This window comes from Azospirillum oleiclasticum, from assembly GCF_013423485.1.
GTDB classification, from domain to species: domain Bacteria; phylum Pseudomonadota; class Alphaproteobacteria; order Azospirillales; family Azospirillaceae; genus Azospirillum; species Azospirillum oleiclasticum.
On sequence record NZ_JABFFR010000005.1, the window covers coordinates 170235 to 189299 of the forward strand.

A 19065-nucleotide genomic window follows, 5' to 3' on the forward strand; every position below is an offset into this window, starting at 1 on the left:
GCGCTACCCCCACAGCACCGAGCGCACGGGGGCCGGCCAGCCCTGCGGGTCGAAGCCGAGGTGCCGGAACAGAGCCAGCGCCACCCGCTCCAGCCCGAAGCCGACGCAGGCGGAATGGGCAAGATCGCCGTCGGCCGTGCGCAGGTCCCAGGCCAGCCCGAAATGGTCCTGGTGGTAGTTGAAGCTGAGGCAGGCCGTCGGCTTGTCCGCGCTGGTGATGGGGATCAGCAGCTCGAACTTGAGGCCCTGGTCGCGCTGGTTGGCGGCCAGCATGCGCCCGGCCCGGCCGAAGAAGGGATCGTTGGCGAGATCGACCGTCACCGGCACGCCCAGCGAGCGCATCAGCGCCTCGCCGCGCTCCAGCCAGTCGCTGCGGAAGGCGGTCACCTGCTCCGGCGTGCCGATGCGCACGTATTCCCGCATGCGGAAGAGCTGCATGCGCGCGGGGTCCAGCGACGGCTCATGCCGGAAGCAATAGGAGTAGACGTCGACCAGCGCGCCCTCGGCCGGCAGCGGCCCGCGGGCGGCCAGGGTGGGGTAGATGGGGTAGCAGGCGGCGGGGGTCATCACCACGCCGGTCGCCGTCTGGCCGGCGGTCCAGTCCTCCCCCGCCGCCACCCGTTTCAGGAGCGCGCGGTGGTCCGCCTCGCCGCCGGTGAAGCTGTGCACGGTGCCGGCGAGCTGCGGGAAGCTCTCCAGATAGCCGCTCTCCTCGAAATGGCGGCGGTTGAGCGCGGGGGGGAAGCGCATCACCTCCGCCCGGTCGCGCTGGCCGGCCGCGGTGACCAGCGCGTTGAAGCGCTCCACCACATCCTCGAAGACGCCGCTGCGGCCGTACAGCCCGTCCACCCCCATGGGGATCAGCAGCCCGTGCCGGATCAGCGCGTCGCGGAAATCGTCCGCCCCTGCGGCGGCGGTGGTCATGATCGTGGTCATCAGCCGAACAGCCCCGTGTCCTCCTTGTCGACCAGCAGCAGCCCGGCGCTGTTCGCAAGGATTCGGTCGTTGTTGATCATCAGCGCGGCGGAATGGGCATCGCGCAGCAGGCGCCCCAGGCTGAAGGGCCCGTCGTTGCGGTAGCCGGCCAGCCCGCAGACCAGCAGCGCCCCCTCCACCGCCCGCACCGCCGCCGTGGCGCTGTTGACCTTCAGCGCGTTCATGGCGACGGCGAAGGACAGGGAGGACAGCCGGTCGGCGTCCGCCGCCGCCTCGAACTGGCGGATGGCGTCGGCGACCCCGGCGCGCGTCTGGTGGAGCCCGGCGACCGTCTCGGCCAACCGCACGGCGCCCGGCGGCATGGTGCCCGGCGTCTTGCGCGCGGCGGCGCGGATGAAGGCGCGGGCACGCGCCACCGCCTCCGTCGCGATGCCCAGCCACACCGCGCTCCACAGGATGTGGGTCACCGGCAGCATGGTCTGGGCGGAAATCTCGGCGTAGGGCTGCGGGAGGATCTGGTCCAGCCCCCCCGACCCCACCAGCCGGTAGCCGACGGAGCAGGTGCCGCGCATGCCCAGCGTGTCCCAGCCGTCGGAGGGGACCAGCCGCGCATCGTCCTTCATGACCACGGTGATGACCTGATCGGACGGCGGCGCGTCGGCGGCGCGGCGGGCGGTCGCCAGAATCCCATCGGCGTCGGCGCCATAGGAGATGACGCTGGCCTGCTTGTCGATGGCGAAGCGGGCGCCGTCCGTGCCCAGCGCGCAGACGCTGCGCCGCACGTCGCCGCCGACTCCGGCCTCGGTGGTGGCGGACCCGAGAAGCAGTTGCTCCGCCGCCAGCCGCTCCAGCAGCCCGCGGTGCCACGCCGATCCCTGGCCGTGGCGCACGATGCAGGCGACCTGGATCTGGTGCATGGCATAGATCAGCCCGGTCGAGCCGCAGGCGCGGCCCAGCGCGTGGCAGGCGCCGGCGATGTCGGCCAGCCCCGCCTGCTCGCCGCCGAAGTCGCGCGGCACCATCGCACCCAGCAGGCGGGCTGATTTGAGGGCGGCGAAGGACTCGTGTGGGAATCTGGCGTCCCGGTCCACCGCGTGCGCGCATGCACCGGCGACCTCCGCCGCGATGGCCGCGGCGCGTTGGACGAGATCGCTCACGCGGCGGCGGTTCCGTCGATGAGCCCGGCGACCGCCTCGCGGATCGCGGCGACGCTGGAGAAGGTGCGGCGGCGCAGCAGCCGCTCCGGGAACTCGATCCCGAACCGGTCCTCCAGCGCCAGCATCAGGTGCACCGACCCCTGCGAGGTCAGGCCGAGCCCGTAGAGGTCGTCGTCGTCGGCCGGCGCGGCGGCATCGGCCGCCAGACAGCCGCAGTCCGCCAGCACCGCGCGGATCGCCTCCGTCAGGTCCTGCGGGGTAACCGCGCTATCCCGGAAAATGGCGTCACTCATTCGTTTCATCCCAGCTCGCAACGAGCACGTCCGTGCAGGCACGCGATACAACGGCGGCGGCAGCACGCCCGTGCCGTTACTGTATCGAATGCAGCCGCAAGCGGCAGGATGCACACGATGTAACCCCATGGTCGGGGCTTCAACGCGATCCGGTGGGTGGGTGGTGCGTTCGGGGATGACGCTTGACGAGGGGAAGGTCCGCCTCACTCCGGCAGGGAGGCGAGGTTGGTGGCGAACTCCGTGCGCAGGGGGTCGAGGTCGGCGGCGCGCTCGAACATGGCGCGGGCACCGGCGAGATCACCGGTCTGGCGCAGCAGCTCGCCATAGCCGTTGTAGGCCTCGGCGAAGCGGGGGTCGGCCTGCATGGCCTCGCGGTACAGGACGGCGGACTCCTCCGGCCGGCCCAGCGCGCGCAACGCGGTCGCCCAGCCGGTGTAGGCGTGCGGCGTGCGCTGGCGGCTCTCGCCGTCGAGCGCCAGCACCTCGCGGAACCTGGCGATGGCCGCTTCGTGCTCGCCCTTGGCGAGCAGCGCGTTGCCCCAGTTGTGCAGCGCCGGCACGAAGTCCGGCCGCAGCCGCAGCGCCTGCCGGAACCGCTCGATCGCCTCGTCCGGCCGCCCCTCCTGGAGGAGGACGAGGCCCCACAGATTGTGCGCCCAGTGCCGCTCCCCCTCCGGCATGGCGGCCGCGCAATGGCGCAGCTCGCGCAGCGTGTCGGCGTAGTCGGTGCCCTTCCGGTCGCGCGTCGTCTCGTAGTGATAGGAGGCGACGATGTAGGGATCGACGAAGCGCACGATGTCGATCGCCATGCGGCGGACCAGATCCTCCGGATCCCGGGCGCCGACGGTGGCGAAGAAGAACTGCTGGGTGCGGTTGTTGCGGCCGCGCACGCTCAGCCGGTATTCGTTGTCGCGGGTGACCACGTCGCCGACGAAACTGAACTCCACCAGCCCCATCAGCTCCTGGGTGGCGCGCACCGGGGTCAGGAAGTCGAAATAGCCGCCCAGCGTGTAGATGGCCGATTCGTCGTCGGGCAGCAGCATGCGGCGCTCGTCCTTGGCCGTGCGCGCCTTCAGCTTGATGAGCCGCACCTCGTTCGCCAGCCGGGCCGACATGACGCGGCGGCTGTAGCCCTGCTGGTCGAGCGTCAGCGGCACCTCGATGGGGTGGAACAGCACCGCGCTGACGTCGAAGAAGACGGAATAACCGAACAGCAGCGACAGGGTGATCACAGGCAGCGAGAGAAACCCGAAATCCATGCATCACCCCGGCGCGAAACCCCGTTCGGCAATGCCATAAACGAGGGAAGTCCGCGGCGTCGCGCGGCGTTGTGTCGCAGGTGCGAAGAGTCCGGCACACGGATCATGCGTCCGTGTGCGCCGGCTCCCGCACCGGTGCGCTTTTGCCGTCCTTGGTCAAACCGGGGTCGCGGGCGAGGTAGGTGGTGGTGGACGGGAAGGCGAAGCCGGACCCGGCCTTCTCCACCACGTCGGTGAAGGTGAGGAACAGCTCCTCCTGGACCTTCAGGAACTCCGGCCAGGCGGTGGTGGCGACGTAGGCGAACACCTCCACGTCCAGCGAGTGGGCGCCGAAGCGGATGAAGCGGACACGGGGGTCCGGCTTGATCATCGGATGATCGGCGAGCACGCGCTGGAGCTGCCGCAGCACCTCGCGGAGCTGCTCCGGCGTGGTCTCGTAGCGAAGGCCCAGCACGGTGTGCAGGTGGATGCTGGCGCGGCGCGACAGGTTGACGATCTGCATCTTCACCAGATCGGCGTTCGCCACCGTGATCAGGGTCTGGTCCACGGCGCGGATGCGGGTGGAGCGGATGCCGATCATCTCCACCGTACCGGTCAGGGTGCCGAGCCTGCAGAGGTCGCCGACCCGCAGCACCTGGTCGGCGTAGAGGATCATGCCGCCGATCAGGTTCTCCATGGTCGGCTGCGCCGCCAACGCGATGGCGAGGCCGCCGATGCCGAGGCCGGCCACCACGCCATAGACGGGGATGCCCACCTGCGTCGCCCCGTAGCCCAGCACCAGCACCGACAGGCAGAGGCCGAACACCCGCACCCCGGTGCGCAGCAGGCTGACGTCCAGCGCCTCGGTCCCCGGCCGGCGGCTGGTCAGCAGCCACGCCGACAGGGCGTTGCTGACCTGGTAGACGGACCAGGCCGCCACCGTCCAGATGATCACCTCGGTCACCATGGAACCGGCGAAGGTCCAGGACCCGGTCAGGTTGATCTCCTCCCGCACGATGTGGCGGAAGGCGTAGATGCACAGAATGATGACCATGGGGAGCAGGATGCGCCGCAGGCTGCGCGCCGCCTCCCCATCCGGCAGCGGGCGGCGGCGGAGCCAGAGGTGGAACAGCACGGGGATCGCCACGAAGACGATCAGCGCCACCAGCCGGCCCAGCCATTTCCAGACCGGCTGGCCGTTGTGGTCCGCCATCAGCCAGGACGGCCCGTTCTCCACCAGGGTGAACCAAGCCGGCGGCATCAGCCCGCCGGGGCTGCGCCGCTGGTATTCGAAGAGGTCGACGCCCTCGTCCTTGCGGACCGGGTTGTTGACGATGATCCGGTAATCATTCTCGATCCGGTCCACCGTGCGCGCCGACACCAGATAGCGGCCGATCTGGTCCCCGGCCTCCTGCCGCACGATGGTCAGGTCGGTGTAAGGGATCGTCCAGGACCCCGGCAGGACCTGCTGCGCCTTGGCGTCGGCGAAGGTGCCGGCGGCGGCACCGGGGATATCGCCGAGATCGGGCAGGGCCACGCGGTCCAGGATCTCTTTGAATTGCAGGACCGCGACCAGTGAATCCGCCTCCAGCGAGGATTTCGGGATCCGGCTGAAGTCGAACACCTCCATCGCCTTGTGCAGCAGCACGTCGGCAAGCGCTATGGCGCGCTGCTCGGTCGCGTTCGGCTGAGAGCCCGGCCGGCTGGCGAGGCTGCCGCGGGCACCCACCCACAGGCGCTCCGCCTCCTGCATGATCAGCAGGAAGCTCTCGATCGTGGCGCGAGGGCTGGAGGTGTCCGGCGGCGAGATCGGGAACCGCTCCAGATAGCTGGTCGCGTTCAGCGCCCCGCCGGCGGCCGGCGCCCCGGCCGCGGTGCCGGCCGCGGACTGGGCCGCCGCCGGAAGGGACCACAGCACCAGCACCGCCAGCAGGGCATGGGCCAGCATACGGACGCGAGCAACCGTTCCCCACATGGTCCCACCCCTGGTCGGGCCGCCGTTCGGACGTCTTCGATCAGCCGTTGATGAGCGCCAGGCACTTGCCGGCCGGCTCGGCCGCCGCCTGGGCATCGGAACGGCTGAGCTTGCCGCCCATGACCATGGGACGCACCACCGACTTCAGCTCGTCAGCGACCGTCACGCCCGGTTTGATGCGCGGCTTGGTCGCGTCGTAGATCATCTTGGAGTTGGCGTTGAGACCCGCCGCGCACTTGTCGCCCGCCGCGACATCGGCAAGGGCCGGACCCGCCGCCAGACCAAGGGCGAGCGCCGCGAGCAGAATGCCGGACCGCACCATCATCACCGTATCTCCCCTACCACGATTTCGTATGCGCAACAGTTAGCTGTTTCAGCCATTCCGCGCAATGGCCGGATGAGAGGAACGCCCCGGCCCCGCCCCCCGCAGCGGGGCCGGGGCCGGGCGGGGAGGGCGGTCAGGGTTCGCCGGGAACGGTGCCGCTCTGCGGCGTCAGGCGCTTCGCCGCCGACTGTTCGGCCAGCATGGCGGACAGCGTGTCCCGGGCCGCCACCGATTCGGCGTCGGTGGCGGCGGCGCGGTTGGTCAGCTCCATCGGGTCGTCGGTGACGCAGTACATTTCGTACTCCTCCGGGGCCGGTGTGAGCTTGATCGTTTGCTTGAACAGCACGACCCGCGTCCCCTCGTCGTCGGAGGGCTGGCGGATCTGCCGCTCGATCAGATCCTGCACGCCGCTGGCGCCGGGATCGCCGGGCGAGCTCCAGAACTGCGGGTTGTCGAAGTAGCGGGAGTATTTCCACAGCTTGCCGTCGTCCAGCACCGCGACCACCGTCTCGATGTGGTTGGGCTGGATCACCGAGTCGTACTCGCGGCCGGTCCAGCCCGTCTGGTTCATGCCGCGGCTGGGGTCGTCGTCGGTCATGAAATAGACGGGGTCGCGCACCGCATCGGGCGTCACATCGCCCAGCACCAGCCCCGACAGGTTGCGGCCGACCAGCGGCAGCGCGTCGGTGTAGCGCGGCGCGATGCGCTGGCGGATCGCCTCGGCGTCCAGCCCGGCAAGGCCCAGCAGGGTCGGCACCAGATCCACATGGCTGGTCACCGTGTCCACCGCCGCCGGCTGGGGGAACAGCTTCGGATTGGCGACGATCATCGGCACATGCACCGACTCCTCGTAGGCCTGATACCATTTCTGGTGCAGGTAGCCGTGCGCGCCCAGCAGGTCGCCGTGATCGGAGGTGAACAGCACGATGGTGTCGTCGGCCATCCCGTTCGCCTCCAGCGCGTCGAGCACCCGCGCCATCTGCGCATCGACGGTCTTCTGGAGCTGGTAGTAGAGCCGGAAGTAGGTCTTCCAGTCCGTGATCGGCTGGATCCACTGCTTGTAGCTGGTCTGGTAGCTCTTCTGGCAGCTCGGCTTGCCGTCCAGATCCTCCTTCGCCGACGCCTCAAAGGCGTCGTCGAACAGCTCGTCCGGCACCGTGTCATCGACCGAGAAGTCGAAGGCCGGCGACGCCCCGCCCAGCAGCCCGTAGAGCGTGATGTCGTGCGGGTTCAGGAAGGACACGATCGACAGCCACGGCCCGCCCTCCCGCTGGGCGCCGAGCTGGTCGAGCAGCGCGACCGCCTGGTCGGCGAAGCCCTGGTCGCGCCCCGAGCGCGCATCGGCCGAGGCGTTCGGCGGGATGGCGGCGGAGGACGCGCTGTTGTTGGGCGCCGTGCCGTGCGGCTCCGGCCCGATCCAGCCGTCGAAACCGTACTCGTCCAGCCGGTTGGCCTCGCGGTAGAGCGCCTCCTTCTCCGGATCGGGGGCGCCGTCCGGCTGGTAGCTGACGAGCCCCGTGTGGGTGCCGGGAACCACCAGATCGGCGAAGGACGCGTGCCATTTGCCGGTCCAGTGGGTGCGGTAGCCGGCCGCGCGGAAATAGGCCCCGATGGTCGGCACGCCGTTGGGGTCGAGCCAGAAGCAGTCGGGGTCCGAATCCAGCTTGGCGGCGCCTGGCGTGTTGCTCACCCCGTGCAGCGACGGGTACTGCCCGGTGTAGATGGTGGTGCGGCTGGGGGCGCAGGCGGTGGAGGCGATGTAGTGCCGCCTGAACTCCATCCCGTGCCGGCGCAGCCGCTCCTGGGTCGGCAGGTGTTTGGCACGGAAGGCCGCCAGGGCCTCGTTCTCGTAGACCGGCGGGTAGCGCATCTCGTCGCACATGATGACGAGGATGTTGGGCCGCCGGCCCAGCCGTTCGGTCGCTGAAGGGTTGCCGTCGCTCATGGGTGCGTTCCTCCGGGTGACCGGCCGGGGCCGGCGTCGGAGGAACGCTAGGGATGCAACTCAGGATTATCTACAGTTTTAAATGAACACCGCAGTAATCATCCTTGTCGTGCGCATCACCAACTCCAAAGCGTGCCATCGGCCAGACGCGCCACCGGGAGATAAGCCGGGTTGTAGGGGTACTTGGCGGCCAGCTCCTCGTCGATGTCCACGCCGTGGCCGGGCGTCTCGCCGGGGTGCATGTAGCCGTCCTTGAAGCTGTAGGCGTGCGGGAAGACGGCGTCGGTCTCCGGGTTGTGCTCCATGTGCTCCTGGACGCCGAAGTTCGGCACCCACAGGTCGAAGTGCAGCGCCGCCCCCATGCACACCGGCGACAGGTCGGTCGCCCCGTGGCAGCCGGTGCGCACATGGTAGAGCGAGGCCAGGTCGGCGATGCGGCGCAGGTGGGTGATGCCGCCGGCGTGCACCACCGAGGTGCGGATGTAGTCGATCAGCTGCTCCTCGATCAGGTCCTTGCAGTCCCAGATGCTGTTCAGCACCTCGCCCACCGCCAAGGGCGTGGTCGTGTGCTGGCGGATCAGGCGGAAGGATTCCTGGTTCTCCACCGGCACCGGGTCCTCCATCCAGAACAGGCGGTAGGGCTCCAGGCTCTTGCCGAGCCGTGCCGCCTCGATGGGGGTCAGGCGGTGGTGCACGTCGTGCAGCAGGTGGAAGTTCATGCCGTGCGCCACCCGCACCGCCTCGAACAGTTGCGGCGCGAAGTCCAGATAGGCCTCGGTGGACCAGACGGACTCCTCCGGCAGGCCGCGGGTCGCCGGCTCGTAGAAGGCGCCCTTGCCCTTGGCGACGCCGTAGACGCCGGCCACGCCGGGGATGCCGGACTGCGCCCGCACCGCCTTGTAGCCCTTCTCCAGATAGGCGCCGACGCGGTCCACCGTCTCCGGCACGTCGCGGCCGTTGGCGTGGGCGTAGACCATCACGCCGGTGCGGCTCTTGCCGCCCAGGAGCTGGTAGAGCGGCATGTTCGCCGCCTTGGCCTTGATGTCCCACAGCGCCGTGTCCACCGCGGCGATGGCCGACATGGTGACCGGCCCGCGGCGCCAGTAAGCGCCCTTGTAGAGATACTGCCAGATGTCCTCGATCTGGTGCGGGTCGCGGCCGATCAGGCAGGGGATGACGTGCTCGTTCAGGTAGGCGGCGACCGCCAGCTCGCGCCCGTTCAGGGTGGCGTCGCCGATGCCGTACAGGCCCTCGTCGGTGACGATCTTGAGCGTGACGAAATTCCGTCCGGGCGAGGTCACGATGACGGAGGCGGATTGGATCTTCATGGAAGCGGACTCCGGAAGGAAAGTCGGGCTCAGGCCGCGCGCACGGGTTCGGCGGCCGGGACCGTGTCGTCGTTGAACAGGGCGGGGAAGCGCTGCTCCAGCTCGGGCAGCGAGGTCAGGATTTCGCGCAGATGCACGCACAGCGCGGCCTCCGCCGCGTCCGCGTCGTGCGCGGCGATGGCGTCGACGATGCGCTCGTGCTGGGCGATCAGCCGGTCCACCGGCGTGGCGTGCGGCAGGCTGAGGTAGCGGACGCGGTCCATCTGGGCCTTGGTCTCCTCCACCACCCGCCAGGCGTAGTCGCAGCCGACTCCGAGCGCGATGGTGCGGTGCAGCGCCTCGTCCAGCGCCAGGAAGCCCTCCGCCTCGCCCTGCCGGGCGGTGGCGCGCTGGGCCATCAGGTTGTCGTGCAGGGCGGCGATCCCGGACGCCGGCATCTCCGCCGCCGCCTTGCGGACGACGGCGACCTCCACCGCCTCGCGCACGAAGCGGGCGTCGAGCACCTGACGGACGGAGATGCGCACCACGAAGGTGCCGCGCTGCGGGCGGATCACCACCAGCCCGGCCTCGCCCAGCTTGATGAAGGCCTCGCGCACCGGCTGGCGGCTGACGCCCAGCCGGCTGGCCACGTCCTTCTCCGACAGGGCCTGGCCCGGCTCCACCTGCATGGTCACGATGGCGTGGCGCAGCGCCTTGAAGACCTGGCGCGCGATGGGCTCCGCGGAGTCCGGTTCGATCCTGGTCAGCATTCCGGTCCTTGTCCTCCCCGACGCCCGCGCGGCCGTTCCGGCCGTCACGCTTATGGGCTGATTGTGCCCCATGCGCAAAGTCGTTGCCAACACCATTCTTACATACTACCATACCAGTCACAGTTCAACACCGGCCGTCCAACGACGGCAACATCCCTTGGGAGGGAACGAATGAGCTTCATGACCCGCTCCTGGCGCGCCGTCGCCATCTCCGCAACCGTGGCCGGAGCGATGCTGGCCGGAACGGCCTCGGTGGCGCTCGCCGCCGACTACAGCCTGAACATCAACACGGCACTCACCACCCAGGACCCGCTCTACAAGGGGCTGGAGGCGTTCAAGGCCGACGTCGAGAAGCAGACCAAGGGACGCATGGTCGTCCGCCTGTTCCCCGGCTCGCAGCTCGGCAAGGACGAGGACGTGATCGAGCAGGCGCGCTACGGCGCCGGCGTCGCGGTGGTGGTGGACGGCGGCCGCCTCGCCAACTACGTCAAGGAATTCGGCGTGCTGTCCGGCCCCTACCTGGCGTCCGGCTATGACGGCGTGCGCAAGGTGGTGACCTCGCCCATGTTCGAGGACTGGGTGAAGAAGCTGCACGACACCGCCGGGCTTCAGGTGCTGTCCTTCAACTGGTGGCAGGGCGAGCGCCATCTGCTGACCAACAAGCCCATCACCAAGCCCGCCGACCTCTCCGGCGTGCGCATGCGCACCCCCGGCGCGCCGGTGTGGATGGAGACCATCCGCGCCATGGGCGCCACCCCGGCCCCGATGGGCTGGGCCGAGGTGTACCCGGCGCTGCAGCAGGGCGTCATCGACGCGGTGGAGGCGCAGCACCCCGCCAGCTACAACTCCCGCCTGTACGAGGTCACGAAGTACGTGACCAAGACCGGCCACTTCAACCTGATCACCGGCATCGTCGGCAGCGCCAAGTGGTTCGACGGGCTGCCCGCGGAGTTCAAGCCGATCCTGCGCAACGCCGCACTCGCCGCCGGCGACATCGCCTCGCGCGGGACCGAGGCGTCGCTCGCCCAGATCGAGAAGGACATGGCCGCCAAGGGCGTCACCATCACCGAGGTGGACACCAAGCCGTTCCGCGACGCCACCGCCGGTGTCTACGCCAAGCTGGGCTACACCGAGCTGAAGGCGCAGATCGACGGCATGATGGCGAAGTGACGCTGCCAGCCGTGGGGGGCCGGCCCTCGCGGCCGGCCTCACGCCGGAATTGATCGAAGGGGGGCGGCCGGTTCGCCGCCCCCGATCCTTTCGTACATCCACGACGCTTCGAGACACGCTCCGGGAGCCGCGTCATGTCGTCCTTCATATTCCAACTGGAGTCGATCGTCGGCCGCATCCTGCTGGCGACGATCGTCCTCCTGGTCTTCTTCGCCGGCATCCTCCGGTCCTTCGGCCATCCGGTCGTGTGGTCGGTGGATGTGGCGCAGCTCCTGTTCGTCTGGACCTCCTTCATCGGCGCCGACATGGCGATGCGCAAACGCAACCTGATCGCGGTCGACCTGTTCGTGCGCTGGGTGCCGGCGCGGTCGCGGGCGCTGCTCGACGCGGCGCTCAGCCTCGTCATCCTGGCCTTCCTGCTGACCATGGTGGTGCTGGGCTACGAGCTCACCCTGTCCAACCTGCCGCGCGAGTTCGGCGACAGCGGCATCAGCTACGGCTTCGTCACCGCGGCGGTGCCGGTCGGCTGCCTGCTGCTGGCGATCACGCTGGCGGGTCAGCTCATCGCCACCCTGCGCTCGCTGCGCCACGAGCCGAAGCTGGTCTTCACGGAACTGCGCGCCCCCGCCCCGAACTTCGAGGAGACCGCGCTGTGACCCTTCTGGCAGCCCTGTTCTTCGGCCTGATGATGCTCGGCGCGCCGGTCGCCTTCGCCATCGGCATCTCCGGCTTCTCCTTCTTCGTGATGAGCGACGTGATCCCGACGGCGATCGGGGTGCAGCAGGTCGCCACCGCGTCGCAGAGCTTCCCGCTGCTGGCCGTGCCGTTCTTCGTGCTGGCCGGGCACATGATGAACAAGACCGGCATCACCTCGCGCCTGATCCGCTGTTCGGAGGTGCTGGTCTCCTGGATGGCCGGCGGCATGGCGCAGGTCTGCATCGTGCTGTCCACGCTGATGGGCGGCGTGTCGGGCTCGGCCGTCGCCGACGCGGCGATGGAGGCCCGGATCCTCGGCCCCGACCTGATCCGCAACGGCTATTCGCGCGGCTTCACCTGCGCCACCATCGCGGTCGGCTCGCTGATCACCGCGACCATCCCGCCCAGCCTCGGCCTCATCCTCTACGGCTTCGTCGGCAACGTGTCGATCGGCCGGCTGTTCCTGGCCGGCGTGATCCCCGGCCTGCTGATGATGGTCGGGCTGATGTTCACGGTGTGGCTGATCTCCAAGCGCCGCGGCTACCGCTCGGCGATGGTCGAGCGGCCGAGCTGGCGGTCGGTCGGGGCGGCCGTCTACGACGCCAAATGGGCGCTGCTGTTCCCGGTGGCGCTGCTGGTGGCGATCCGCGGCGGCTTCTTCACCCCGTCGGAGGTCGGCGCCTTCGCGGTGGTCTACGCGGTCATCGTCGGGGTTCTGCTGCACCGCGAGCTGACCTGGGCCGGCGCCATGGAGGCGCTGCTGCACGGGCTGCTCGACAACGGGCTGATCGTGCTGATCATCATGTTCTCGGGCATGGTCGGCTACGCCATCATCTTCGAGCAGGGGCCGCAGACCATCGCCGCCGCCATGCTGGAGCTGACCAGCAACCCGGCAGTCATGATGCTGATGATCGTGGTGTTCCTGCTGATCGCCGGCTGCTTCGTCGAGGCGACGGTGCTGGTGCTGCTGCTGACCCCGATCTTCCTGCCGATCGTCCGCCAGCTCGGCGTGGACGAGGTGCATTTCGGCATCGTCATGATGACCATGGTCACCTTCGGCGGCATGACCCCGCCGGTGGGCGTGGCGATGTTCGCGGTGTGCAGCCTGCTCGACTGCCCGATCGAGGAATACTTCCTGGAGTCCCTGCCACTGGTCGCCACCATCCTGGCGCTGGTCGGCGTGCTGATCTTCGTCCCGCAGATCTCGCTGTTCCTGCCGAACCTGCTGATGTGAGGGAGTGGTTGGCGCCGGTTCAAGATGGCATCATGACAGTGACGCCGGGATGGAGGATGCGATGGGGCGGGAAACGGAGCCATACTCCGAGACACTGGAACGGGTCCGCGCCCAAATCCGCACCTACGTCCCGGCGGACGTCAGCCTCGTGGACGAGCTGATTCACGACCGCCGCGAGGAGGCGGCGCGGGAGGAGGAGGAGGGGGGGCGACACCACCCGGCTGAACGGTTCTCCCCGCCGAAGCCCCCACCCGCCCGCGTCGCGGGCGACCTCCCCCGCTGGGCGGGGGAGGTTTTTTTATGCCCTCGCCCGCCTCCGGCGGGCGAAGGTCTTTCATCAGTGACCCTTGTGGCCCGTGGGGGCGGCGGCGCCGGCGGATTGGACGGCGACGGGGACGGTCACCTTGCCGGCCTTCTCGAAGGTCAGGTTGACGTCGAAGCTGGAGCCCTGGGCCAGCGGGGCGGTCAGGCCCATCAGCATCACGTGCAGGCCGCCGGGCTTCAGGGCCACGGTGCCGCCGGCGGGCACGTCGATCGCTTCCACCTGGCGCATGCGCATCACGCCGTTGTCGTGGATGTGGGTGTGCAGTTCGGCGGTCTTGGCCGCGGGGGTGCTGGCGGCGATCAGGCGGTCCGCCTCCTTGCCGCTGTTGGTGACGGTCAGGTAGGCCGCACCGGCGGGAGCGCCGGGGGCGGTGGCGCGGGCCCAGGGCTGGCTGACGGCGATGGCGCCGGCCTTCGCCTCGTGATGGTCGGCGAGGGCGGCCGGGCTCCAGGCGAGCAGGGCGGCAGTGGCAGCGGTGATGGCGGCGGCGAGGACGAGACGCTTCATGGATGATACTCCGTGGGGATTGGTCAGGCGAAGGCCCGGCGCGGCCGGGCGCGGGTGAGGACGAGGTCGAGGGCGAGCATCACGACCAGCGAGGCGCCCACCAGCGGGAACAGCAGCCCGACCGCGGCCATGATGGCGAGCAGCCCGCGCATCACGCGGCGATCGGACGGGGCGGGGGGAATGCCGAGCGAGCCGCGCGGGCGCCGCTTCCACCACATCACCGCCGCCGAGACCGACAGGGCGACGATGGCGAGGCACACCGCGAGCATGAGGAGCTGGTTGGCCAGCCCGAACTCCTGCCCCATGTGGACGTTGATGCCCCATTCCATGGCCTTGGCGGCCGGGCCGTAATCGGCGTAGGACAGGTCGATCAGCGGCTTGCCGCTGTACTGGTCGAGATGCACGACGCGCTGGCGCGACAGGTCGTCGGGGTAGACCGAGGCGGAATAGACGCCCTTCGCGCCGGAGGGCAGGGCCACGGTGTAGCCGCGCGCCACCCCCAGCCGGTCGAAGGCGGCGACCGCCGCGTCGACACCGACCGGCCCGCCGGCCGTGGTGCCCACCGATTCCGGCAGCCTGGCCTGCTCTAGCGACCATGTGGCGCCGCCGGCGGCGTGGGCCAGATGCTCGTCGGACATCGGCACGTCCACATAGAGGCCGGCGGGGTAGCCGTAGTTGCTGCCGTTGGCCCATTCGTTGACGGTGGCGCCCCAGAACACCGACCAGGGCATGCCGGTCGCCGCCAGGAAGACGATGAACAGCCCGGCGAAGGCCCCGGTCACCGCGTGCAGGTCGCGCCAGAACAGGCGGCGCCGCGGCGTGCCGCGGACACTGACCACCCCGCCGCTCTGCCCGCCCGTCCTTCCGCGCGGCCACCACAGCCAGACGCCGGTGCCGACCAGAAGCAGCGTCCAGCCGCCGACGATCTCGATCACCCCGTTGGCGATCGGGCCGAACTCCGCGAGGCTGTGCAGGCGGCGCACCACCCACATCACGGTGCCGCGGTCGGGCAGGGTGCCCAGCACCCGCGCGTCGTAGGGGTCGACATAGACGGCCAGCCGCTCGCCGGCGGCGGTCCTCACGGTGACCTCGGCCGAGGCGGTGGGGGTCGCCGGGGTGGTGATCTTCAGCGCGGTGCCGGGCTGTGCCGCCAGCGCCGCGTCGATCAGGCGGGCGGGCGGCAGCTCCGCCGTCCGGCGCAGCTCCACCTGCTTCAGGGAGCGGTGGACGAGGCCGTCGACCTCGTCGCGGAACAGATAGGCCCCGCCGGTCACCGCCAGCAGGATCAGGAAAGGCAGGACCATCAGCCCGCCATAGAAATGCCAGCGCCACACCGCCCGGTACAGGTCGGTGGCAGGGGCGCCGGCGCCGGCCGCATCGCGGCCGTACGCATGGGTCGTCATCGGTGGTCTCGGCAATCGGGTGTGCGCCGAAGGGTCACGTCCGGCCGCGATGGACGCGCCGGGGACCGTCAGCGGAAATCGCGAAGGGCGGACCCGCTGCGGGGTCCGTCAGCCGGCGACCGGGGGTGCGCGCGCCTGGAGGGTGGAGTGGAACCAGCCGGCGGCGATCCGGTCGCCCGGCAGCATCGTCGGCCCGTGCCGCAGCACCTCGGCGGGTGTGACCGGGGCCAGGACCGGCGGCGGCATCGACAACCCCTGCACCAGCGGGCAGAGCGGGCAGCCCATGGCCTCGTGGTCGGCCCCCTGGTCGGGTTTGTCGGGGGCCGGCTGGCCGTCGGGCCCGAAGAGGACGAGTTGCACGCCGTCGGTGGTGCAGACGGGGATGGTCATGCCGGCGGCGGCGGCCGGCGCGCCGACCGTCCAGGCGGTCACCTGCAACAGGAAGGCGACGGCGCCGATCAGCAACGCGATCCGCCGCAACGTACCCGGTCCCGTGGTGAAGCTCCGCCGCATGGCGCGGACTATACACGAACGGAAGTCGTCGGGAAGGGCCGGCGTGCCGGCTTGAATTTTGGTCTCGCCCTCAAACGGCGGGCGCGGCCATCCGGCCGCTTGCCTTCGCGGGCATGTGCCCGCGGGGCCGCGGTCGCGGCCCTTGCCCGCGTGCCGGGCCTAGGTGCTGGTCTCATCCTTGTGCCGGAGCAGCGGCGCCAGCCGCGCCCGCACCACGCGGCGCGCCCGCACCAGCAGGCTTTCCATGGCGGAGACGGAGATCTGCATCACCTCCGACGCCTCGGCGCAGCTCATCTCCTCGTAATAGCAGAGGCTGAGGGCGGCGCGCTGGCGGTCGGGCAGGGCGGCGATGGCGGCATCGACCTCGGCGCCGATCTGGCGCTCGCCCACCAGCGTCTCGGCCCCCACCGCCGGGTCGGGAAACTCCATGGCCTCGTCCATCGGCTCGAAGCGGCGCTTGCGGCGGTAGTCGATGGCGCGGTTGACCACGATGCGGTAGAGCCAGGTGGTGAAGCGCGTGCCGTCGCCGCGCCAGCGGTCGGCGTTGGCCCAGACCTGGAGGAAGGCGTCCTGCGCCACCTCCTCCGCGTCGCTGGCGTTGCCGACGACGCGCTGCGCCACGGCGATGCTGCGCCGCAGATGCCGCCGGGTGAGCACGCCGAAGGCGGCACGGTCGCCCGCGGCCGCTTCCGCCATCAGCTCCTCGTCCGTGGCCTCGCCGTCGTCGCGCGACCGTTCTCGATTGGGAACACCCAAGCCCGTCAGCCCATCTGATCCGGGAACCCCACCCGGTCTTGGAGCCTTATACGCGACCCGCGGGCCTCTCCTGCGCCGCGGTGCGGCGATTTCAGCCGGTGCCGCCGCCGGACCGGCGGGTGAAGCGCTCGAAGGCGGCCAGCGTCTCCTCGCTGACATGATGCTCGATGCCCTCGGAGTCGGCCTCCGCCGTGCGTTCGTCCACCCCGATGGCGAGCAGGAAGGCCATCACCACCTGATGGCGCCGCCGCGCGTCCGCCGCCATGCTGCGGCCGCTGTCGGTCAGGAAGATCGAGCGGTAGGGGCGGCTGTGCAGCAGCCCCTCCCGTTGCAGGCGCTGGATCACCTTGGCCGCGGTGCCGTGGGTGACGCCCATGTATTCCGCCACATCGACCAGCCGCGCCTCGCCGTTCGACGCGATCAGGTCCTCGATCAGCTCGACATAGTCCTCTGCCACCTCGGTCTGGTGGGCGTCGCGGATGCGTTGGAACGCCGCCGCCCGGCGGGTCGCGGCGTTGTCGTCTTCGGTCACTGGGCTGCTCACGGCTGATCGATCGGCCGACGCACCTTAAGAGAGTCGGTGACCCCTTGACAACAGACAGGCATCGCACAAGAGTTTAGCCAAGGCATAACTCTGAGGGCAGGGGACAGGATGACGCACAGCCGCACTCCGGCTTTCTCCCGCCGCGCCATGCTCGCCGGTGGTGCTGCGCTGTCGGCCACGGCGCTGCTTCCGCTGCAAAGTGCGGCGGCGCAGGGGGGATTCACCGCACTCGCCACCACCGGAATGGTCGGCGACATCCTGCGCCATCTGGTGGGGGACCGGGGGCGGGTGGAGGTGCTGCTGGGCTCCGGCGTGGACCCGCACACCTACAAGCTGACCCGCGCCGACATCGGCCGGCTGATGGGCGCCGACATCGTCGTCTACAATGGCCTGCTGCTGGAAGGAAAGATGACCGACGCGCTGGTCCGGGTCGCCTCGAGCGGCCGGCCGGTGCTGGCGGTGACCGAGGATCTGGGCGACGACTATTTGCTCTCGCCCAAGGAGTTCGAGGGCCAGTACGACCCGCATGTGTGGATGGACGTGGGCGGCTGGATCCGCGCGACGGCCAAGGCGCTGGAGCGGCTGACCGCCTTCCGGCCCGCCGACGCCGACGCCTTCGCCGCCAACGCCGCGGCCTACACCGCCACCCTGCGCGATCTCGACGCCTACGCGCGGCGGGTGCTGGGCTCGGTGGAGCCGCAGCGGCGTGTGCTGGTGACGGCGCACGACGCCTTCGGCTATTTCGGCCGCGCCTACGGCTTCGAGGTGCTGGGCATCCAGGGCATCAGCACGGAGAGCGAGACCGGCCTGCGCCGCATCCAGGAGCTGGTGGACACCCTGGTCACCCGCAACATCCCCGCCGTCTTCGTCGAGACCACGGTGTCGGACCGGAATGTCCGCGCGCTGGTTGAAGGCAGTGCGGCGCGCGGCCACAGGGTGGCCATCGGCGGCGCCCTCTTCTCCGACGCCATGGGGGCGCCGGGCAGCTACGAAGGGACCTATGTCGGCATGATCGACCACAATGTGACGACCATCGCCCGCGCGCTGGGCGGCGCGGTCCCGGCCCGCGGCATGGCCGGCCGGCTTGCGGCGCTGTGAGGGGGATGACGGGCATGAGCTTCCTGCAATCGCTGACCCGCTTCCGCACCGAACCGGCCGGAACCAGCGCCACCGGGGCCGCCACCGCCATCGATGCCGACGCCGCGTCGCCGCTGAGCGTGCGCGGCCTGTCGGTGGCGTACCACCACAAGCCAGTCCTCTGGTCCATCGACTACACCGCGCCGCCGCGCGGGCTGGTCGCGGTGATCGGTCCCAACGGGGCGGGGAAATCCACCTTCATCAAGGCCTGCCTCGGCCTCGTTCCGGCGCTGTCGGGGGAGGTGCGGGTGTTCGGCCGGCCGGTCGCCGCCATGCGCGGGGAGATCGGCTACATGCCGCAGCGCGGCAGCGTCGATTGGGACTTTCCCGTCTCCGCGCTGGATGTGGTGGCGATGGGCCGTTACGGCCGCATCGGGATGCTGCGCCCGGTGCGCCGCGCCGACCGCGAGCGGGCGCTGGCCTGCCTGGAGATGGTGGGGCTGGCCGACTTCGCCGGACGGCAGATCGGCCAGCTCTCGGGCGGCCAGCAGCAGCGCGTGTTCCTCGCCCGCGCCCTGGCGCAGGAGGCGAGGCTGTACTTCATGGACGAGCCCTTCGCCGGGGTGGACGCGGCGACCGAGCGCGCCATCCTGGACGTGCTGCACACGCTGGACCGCCAGGGGCGCACGGTGATCTGCGTGCACCACGACCTGCAGACCGTCACCGACCGCTTCCACCACGCGCTGGTGCTGAACGTGGAGAAGATCGCCGACGGACCCGTCGCCCGCACCGTGACCGAGGAGACGCTGGCCCGCGCCTACGCCACCGCGCGCCAGGACGGGGATCCCCGGCTGCTGTCGTTCCCGGCGCGCCGCGCCGGGGCGGCGGAGTGAC

At 70.2% G+C, this 19065-nt stretch carries 19 protein-coding genes; 5 read left to right on the forward strand and 14 right to left on the reverse strand.

The features are described from left to right. Window positions 1-3 precede the first annotated feature (3 nt). The 9 genes from HL658_RS08535 to HL658_RS08575 all read right to left on the reverse strand — a co-directional run bounded on the left by HL658_RS08535 (window position 4) and on the right by HL658_RS08575 (window position 9946). On the reverse strand, window positions 4-936 hold the full coding sequence (locus HL658_RS08535; RefSeq protein ID WP_246337397.1) for an amino acid--[acyl-carrier-protein] ligase: 933 nt from the start codon (window positions 934-936) through the stop codon (window positions 4-6). Further along, the gene (locus HL658_RS37955) at window positions 936-2093 is read right to left on the reverse strand and encodes an acyl-CoA dehydrogenase family protein (RefSeq protein WP_180281519.1); all 1158 of its coding nucleotides are present in this window, start codon (window positions 2091-2093) and stop codon (window positions 936-938) included. Before HL658_RS37955 ends, HL658_RS08535 begins: the two co-directional genes overlap by 1 nt. Beyond that, entirely contained in the window at window positions 2090-2386 is a 297-nt protein-coding gene (locus HL658_RS08545; RefSeq protein ID WP_180281520.1) for an acyl carrier protein, read from the reverse strand. Before HL658_RS08545 ends, HL658_RS37955 begins: the two co-directional genes overlap by 4 nt. 203 nt (window positions 2387-2589) lie before the next feature. Beyond that, window positions 2590-3645 carry a tetratricopeptide repeat protein gene (locus HL658_RS08550; protein WP_180281521.1) on the reverse strand — a complete coding sequence of 352 codons (1056 nt, stop codon included), beginning with the start codon at window positions 3643-3645 and terminating at the stop codon, window positions 2590-2592. A gap of 103 nt (window positions 3646-3748) precedes the next feature. Next, window positions 3749-5572 (reverse strand): mechanosensitive ion channel family protein, encoded by a 1824-nt coding sequence (locus HL658_RS08555; RefSeq protein WP_180281522.1) that lies wholly within the window; start codon window positions 5570-5572, stop codon window positions 3749-3751. Between the two features lie 67 nt (window positions 5573-5639). Continuing rightward, on the reverse strand, window positions 5640-5924 hold the full coding sequence (locus HL658_RS08560; RefSeq protein ID WP_180281523.1) for a hypothetical protein: 285 nt from the start codon (window positions 5922-5924) through the stop codon (window positions 5640-5642). A 133-nt stretch (window positions 5925-6057) separates the two neighbouring features. Then, complete coding sequence (locus tag HL658_RS08565; RefSeq protein ID WP_180281524.1) at window positions 6058-7869, reverse strand: sulfatase family protein; 1812 nt, start codon at window positions 7867-7869, stop codon at window positions 6058-6060. A gap of 116 nt (window positions 7870-7985) precedes the next feature. Further along, a complete protein-coding gene (gene manD, locus HL658_RS08570; protein ID WP_180281525.1) occupies window positions 7986-9197 on the reverse strand; it encodes a D-mannonate dehydratase ManD in 1212 nt (403 codons plus the stop codon). Between the two features lie 29 nt (window positions 9198-9226). Further along, a complete protein-coding gene (locus HL658_RS08575) occupies window positions 9227-9946 on the reverse strand; it encodes a GntR family transcriptional regulator (protein ID WP_180281526.1) in 720 nt (239 codons plus the stop codon). Window positions 9947-10117: 171 nt separating this feature from the next. On the opposite strand from HL658_RS08575, the gene HL658_RS08580 reads away from it, so the two are divergent. The 3 genes from HL658_RS08580 to HL658_RS08590 all read left to right on the forward strand — a co-directional run bounded on the left by HL658_RS08580 (window position 10118) and on the right by HL658_RS08590 (window position 13046). After that, a complete protein-coding gene (locus HL658_RS08580) occupies window positions 10118-11116 on the forward strand; it encodes a C4-dicarboxylate TRAP transporter substrate-binding protein (RefSeq protein WP_180281527.1) in 999 nt (332 codons plus the stop codon). 134 nt (window positions 11117-11250) lie between these two features. Continuing rightward, entirely contained in the window at window positions 11251-11772 is a 522-nt protein-coding gene (locus HL658_RS08585) for a TRAP transporter small permease (protein WP_180281528.1), read from the forward strand. Then, window positions 11769-13046: a TRAP transporter large permease subunit gene (locus HL658_RS08590; protein ID WP_180281529.1), complete on the forward strand. Its 1278-nt coding sequence runs from the start codon at window positions 11769-11771 to the stop codon at window positions 13044-13046. The genes HL658_RS08585 and HL658_RS08590 overlap by 4 nt, the downstream gene beginning before the upstream one ends. 337 nt (window positions 13047-13383) lie before the next feature. Here HL658_RS08590 and HL658_RS08595 read toward each other — a convergent pair whose 3' ends face one another. From HL658_RS08595 to mntR, 5 genes are all read right to left on the reverse strand, one after another. Continuing rightward, window positions 13384-13878, reverse strand: a complete 495-nt coding sequence (locus HL658_RS08595) for a copper chaperone PCu(A)C (protein ID WP_180281530.1) — start codon at window positions 13876-13878, stop codon at window positions 13384-13386. A gap of 23 nt (window positions 13879-13901) precedes the next feature. Next, window positions 13902-15281, reverse strand: a complete 1380-nt coding sequence (locus tag HL658_RS08600) for a PepSY-associated TM helix domain-containing protein (RefSeq protein WP_180281531.1) — start codon at window positions 15279-15281, stop codon at window positions 13902-13904. A gap of 108 nt (window positions 15282-15389) precedes the next feature. Beyond that, the gene (locus HL658_RS08605) at window positions 15390-15794 is read right to left on the reverse strand and encodes a DUF2946 family protein (protein WP_180281532.1); all 405 of its coding nucleotides are present in this window, start codon (window positions 15792-15794) and stop codon (window positions 15390-15392) included. 159 nt (window positions 15795-15953) lie between these two features. Further along, a complete protein-coding gene (locus HL658_RS08610; protein ID WP_180281533.1) occupies window positions 15954-16709 on the reverse strand; it encodes an RNA polymerase sigma factor in 756 nt (251 codons plus the stop codon). Next, window positions 16642-17082 (reverse strand): manganese-binding transcriptional regulator MntR, encoded by a 441-nt coding sequence (mntR, locus tag HL658_RS08615; protein ID WP_343055039.1) that lies wholly within the window; start codon window positions 17080-17082, stop codon window positions 16642-16644. The genes HL658_RS08610 and mntR overlap by 68 nt, the downstream gene beginning before the upstream one ends. Window positions 17083-17202: 120 nt before the next feature. On the opposite strand from mntR, the gene HL658_RS08620 reads away from it, so the two are divergent. Together HL658_RS08620 and HL658_RS08625 are read left to right on the forward strand one after the other, a co-directional pair. Continuing rightward, window positions 17203-18192 (forward strand): metal ABC transporter solute-binding protein, Zn/Mn family, encoded by a 990-nt coding sequence (locus tag HL658_RS08620; RefSeq protein ID WP_180281535.1) that lies wholly within the window; start codon window positions 17203-17205, stop codon window positions 18190-18192. 14 nt (window positions 18193-18206) lie between these two features. Next, on the forward strand, window positions 18207-19064 hold the full coding sequence (locus HL658_RS08625; protein WP_180281536.1) for a metal ABC transporter ATP-binding protein: 858 nt from the start codon (window positions 18207-18209) through the stop codon (window positions 19062-19064). The last annotated feature ends 1 nt before the right edge of the window (window position 19065 follow it).